Annotated in this window: 4 protein-coding genes; 1 reads left to right on the top strand and 3 read right to left on the bottom strand. The window is 47.3% G+C overall.

Going from position 1 to position 2,984, the window contains the following annotated elements; translation table 11 throughout:
- Positions 1 to 90: 90 nt before the first annotated feature.
- The gene (gene thiD / locus B7Y67_RS14150; RefSeq protein ID WP_293599196.1) at positions 91 to 975 is read left to right on the top strand and encodes a bifunctional hydroxymethylpyrimidine kinase/phosphomethylpyrimidine kinase; all 885 of its coding nucleotides are present in this window, start codon (positions 91 to 93) and stop codon (positions 973 to 975) included.
- A 21-nt stretch (positions 976 to 996) separates the two neighbouring features.
- On the opposite strand, the gene B7Y67_RS14145 is transcribed toward thiD, so the two are convergent.
- The 3 genes from B7Y67_RS14145 to thiS all read right to left on the bottom strand — a co-directional run.
- Positions 997 to 1,923 carry a thiamine phosphate synthase gene (locus B7Y67_RS14145; protein WP_293599195.1) on the bottom strand — a complete coding sequence of 309 codons (927 nt, stop codon included), beginning with the start codon at positions 1,921 to 1,923 and terminating at the stop codon, positions 997 to 999.
- A 12-nt stretch (positions 1,924 to 1,935) separates the two neighbouring features.
- A complete protein-coding gene (locus tag B7Y67_RS14140) occupies positions 1,936 to 2,754 on the bottom strand; it encodes a thiazole synthase (RefSeq protein ID WP_293599197.1) in 819 nt (272 codons plus the stop codon).
- A gap of 44 nt (positions 2,755 to 2,798) precedes the next feature.
- A partial coding sequence (gene thiS / locus B7Y67_RS14135; protein WP_293599194.1) for a sulfur carrier protein ThiS occupies positions 2,799 to 2,984 on the bottom strand: 186 nt, incomplete at its 5' end.

Genomic DNA, 2,984 nt, shown 5'->3' with positions numbered 1-2,984 from the left:
TCGACCTGGGCTCGAACCAGGGACCTACGGATTAACAGTCCGGCGCTCTACCAACTGAGCTATCGAGGAATAAGCCGATATTATAGCAAGATGAAATCACTCACCCCAACTTCTATACAGATACCCAAAGTATTGACCATTGCCGGGTCCGATAGCGGCGGTGGCGCGGGCATCCAGGCGGACCTCAAAGTCATTACAGCCCTTGGCGGATATGGGATGACAGTCATCACCGCTATCACTGCCCAGAACACTTTGGGGGTGAGCCGCATTCAGGATATTGACCTTGATGTGGTGGAGGCTCAGATCGATGCGGTATTCATGGATATCGGGGTGGACATCGTCAAAATTGGCATGTTGGCTAGCCCAGAAATTGTTCATACTGTGGCATCAGCCCTCAAGCGCCATGGAGCTAAAAGAATTGTCTTGGATCCAGTATTAAGAGCCACATCCGGCGCTAGTCTGGGTGGTGACGATACTGCCCAAGCCATGATTATGGATTTATTCCCAATGGCAACATTAATTACGCCTAATCTCGAGGAAGCCGGCCTACTTTTAGGGCGAGAGCTTACTGGTGCGGCAGATTTTCAATTGGCGGCTGAAGAGTTGCTTGAGATGGGTCCACAAGCAGTTTTGATTAAGGGTGGTCACCTCGATAAATCCCATACTCAATTGACTGATTTTCTGATGTGGCGAACGATTGAAGATGGTCTTGAAGTGGTTCAGTCAAAAGAGTTCAAACACTATCGCGTTAATACGGCTAATACCCATGGCACCGGCTGCTCATTAGCCTCTGCTATTGCAACTTATTTAGCAGATGGTCATGACTTGCCGCATTCTGTAGCAAAGGCAATTTCTTACGTTGAAGCAGGGCTCGAGGCAGGGCGTTTCTTAAGTATTGGTGAGGGGCCTGGTCCTCTGTGGCACATGCACGATTTCTATAAAACTGCATTACCGGATGAAGAGGGTAAGTATTAAGTTAAGCCTGGGTTTAATGCCTTAGGTTTTCATTAACTCTTGTAATCGTTTCACGGCAGCCTTGGGATCACTTGCACCAATAATTGCCCTGACAACAGCAACAGAGCCCACACCGCTCTGTGCAACCGCATGAATACTTCCTTCATCAATGCCGCCAATAGCTACAAGGGGATAGTGATTCATTAATTGAGCATATTTATATAAACGTCCTAAGCCTTGGGGTGCTGTAGCCATCTTTTTAAGATTGGTTGGGAAGACTGCACCCATAGCGATATAGCTTGGGCAGAAGCGATCGGCATAAATCATCTCGGCATAGCCGTGCGTACTAAGACCCAAGCGGAGTCCTGCAGACCGAATGGCATCAAAATCTGCCGTTTCTAAATCTTCTTGGCCTAGATGAATACCGTAGGCACCAGCCTCAATCGCCTCTTGCCAGTAGTCGTTAATAAAAAGTAAAGTTCTGCTGCCTTCAACCGCTTCAACTGATTCCTTAATTTGCTTTTTAATCAGTTTTTTGTCTTCGGATTTAAGACGCAGTTGAACTGTTGGAATCTCAGCCTCAACCATCCGTTTTACCCAATTTGCATCGGGCATGACAGCATACAAACCTAAACGCTTTGGACATTCTGCAAAGGCCTTGGGATTCATATTCCGAGTCCAAGGCAACAGATCGAAATGTTCTGGTCTGGATGGCCACTTAAGGGGATTGAAATTACCATCTTGATGAACCATGCGCGACCAGGCTTTGCCTAAGGCCTTGGCATCACATTCAATGAAGCCCATGTCAATTGCGGCAACTGTACCCGCTAACTCGTAATGATCGGCCGCCTGTTCATTATCAATTTTTGGTGGAGGCGATGACAAGCTGTATGCCGGAGTGGGCAAACACAAATCATCCTTGATATGGGCTGCAACAATTTGATCCGCAAGGTCGCGAACTAGGCTCATTAGTTTTGTCTTTTAACTTTGATGCCAGAAGGGTGTGCCAACCAAAGGCGTGCTGGCTTGTGCTGACTGCTGGGCTTTCATGGCGCCGGAGAGGTAGGCAGTACGACCAGCATCCACTGACATCGCAAATGCTTTAGCCATGGCTACGGGATCATCAGCTAGCGCAACGGCGGTATTGAGTAAAACCCCATCAAACCCCCATTCCATTACGCTACATGCATGGGAAGGTAAACCTAAACCAGCATCCACCAGAAGTGGCACTTTCAAACGGTCACGTAGAAGTTTTAATGCGTAAGGATTTAATGGGCCTTGACCTGTGCCAATTGGGGCAGCCCAAGGCATGACTGCCTGGCATCCGACATCGACTAAACGCTGGCACAGAATGAGATCTTCGGTGCAATAAGGTAAGACCTTAAAGCCATCCTTAATTAAAGTTTCTGCAGTAGAGACCAGACGCAAGGTATCGGGCTGCAGTGTGTAGTCATCACCGATGAGTTCCAACTTAATCCAGTTTGTTTCAAATACTTCGCGCGCCATTTGAGCAGTAGCGATGACTTCTTTAGGGCTATGACAACCTGCAGTATTGGGTAAAACTGGCACAGCCATTTTCTTAAGGAGATCCCAAAATCCAGAATGTGCTTCAGTAGTCGAGGTGCCCTGTCTGCGTAGACTTACTGTAATCATTCCGGGATTAGATTGCTTTACCGCATTCTCTAAAACTTGTGGAGATGGGTAGCGTGATGTCCCCAGTAGTAAGCGACTAGCAAAGATCTCCCCATACAGCACCAATGGGTCTGCAGTATTTAAAGGATTCGGTAAAGGGGCTGTCATCTTATTCAAGTGCTTTTATCTGTTTTTCTATATTCGTTACTGGATTAGCCACCAGTCACAGGGGAAATCACTTCCATTTCATCGCCTTCACGCAATACTTCTTCTGCGTGCCTAGTCTTGGGAACGAATTCATAATTGATCGCAACAGCAAATGGGGGTTGCGCATCAATCATGACCAGAACATCATCAATTGTGCTGTTATCCGGAACGTCTTTGGCGACTTGATTGAC

The sequence above is a fragment of the Polynucleobacter sp. 35-46-11 genome, from assembly GCF_002281105.1.
Note: the sequence above shows the minus strand (reverse complement) of the source record. Positions and strands in the feature narration are given on the sequence as shown.

Coding starts and splice junctions, on each gene's coding strand:
- thiD (WP_293599196.1), top strand. CDS start 91: ATGAAATCACTCACCCCAACTTCTATACAGATACCCAAAGTATTGACC.
- B7Y67_RS14145 (WP_293599195.1), bottom strand. CDS start 1,923: ATGAGCCTAGTTCGCGACCTTGCGGATCAAATTGTTGCAGCCCATATC.
- B7Y67_RS14140 (WP_293599197.1), bottom strand. CDS start 2,754: ATGACAGCCCCTTTACCGAATCCTTTAAATACTGCAGACCCATTGGTG.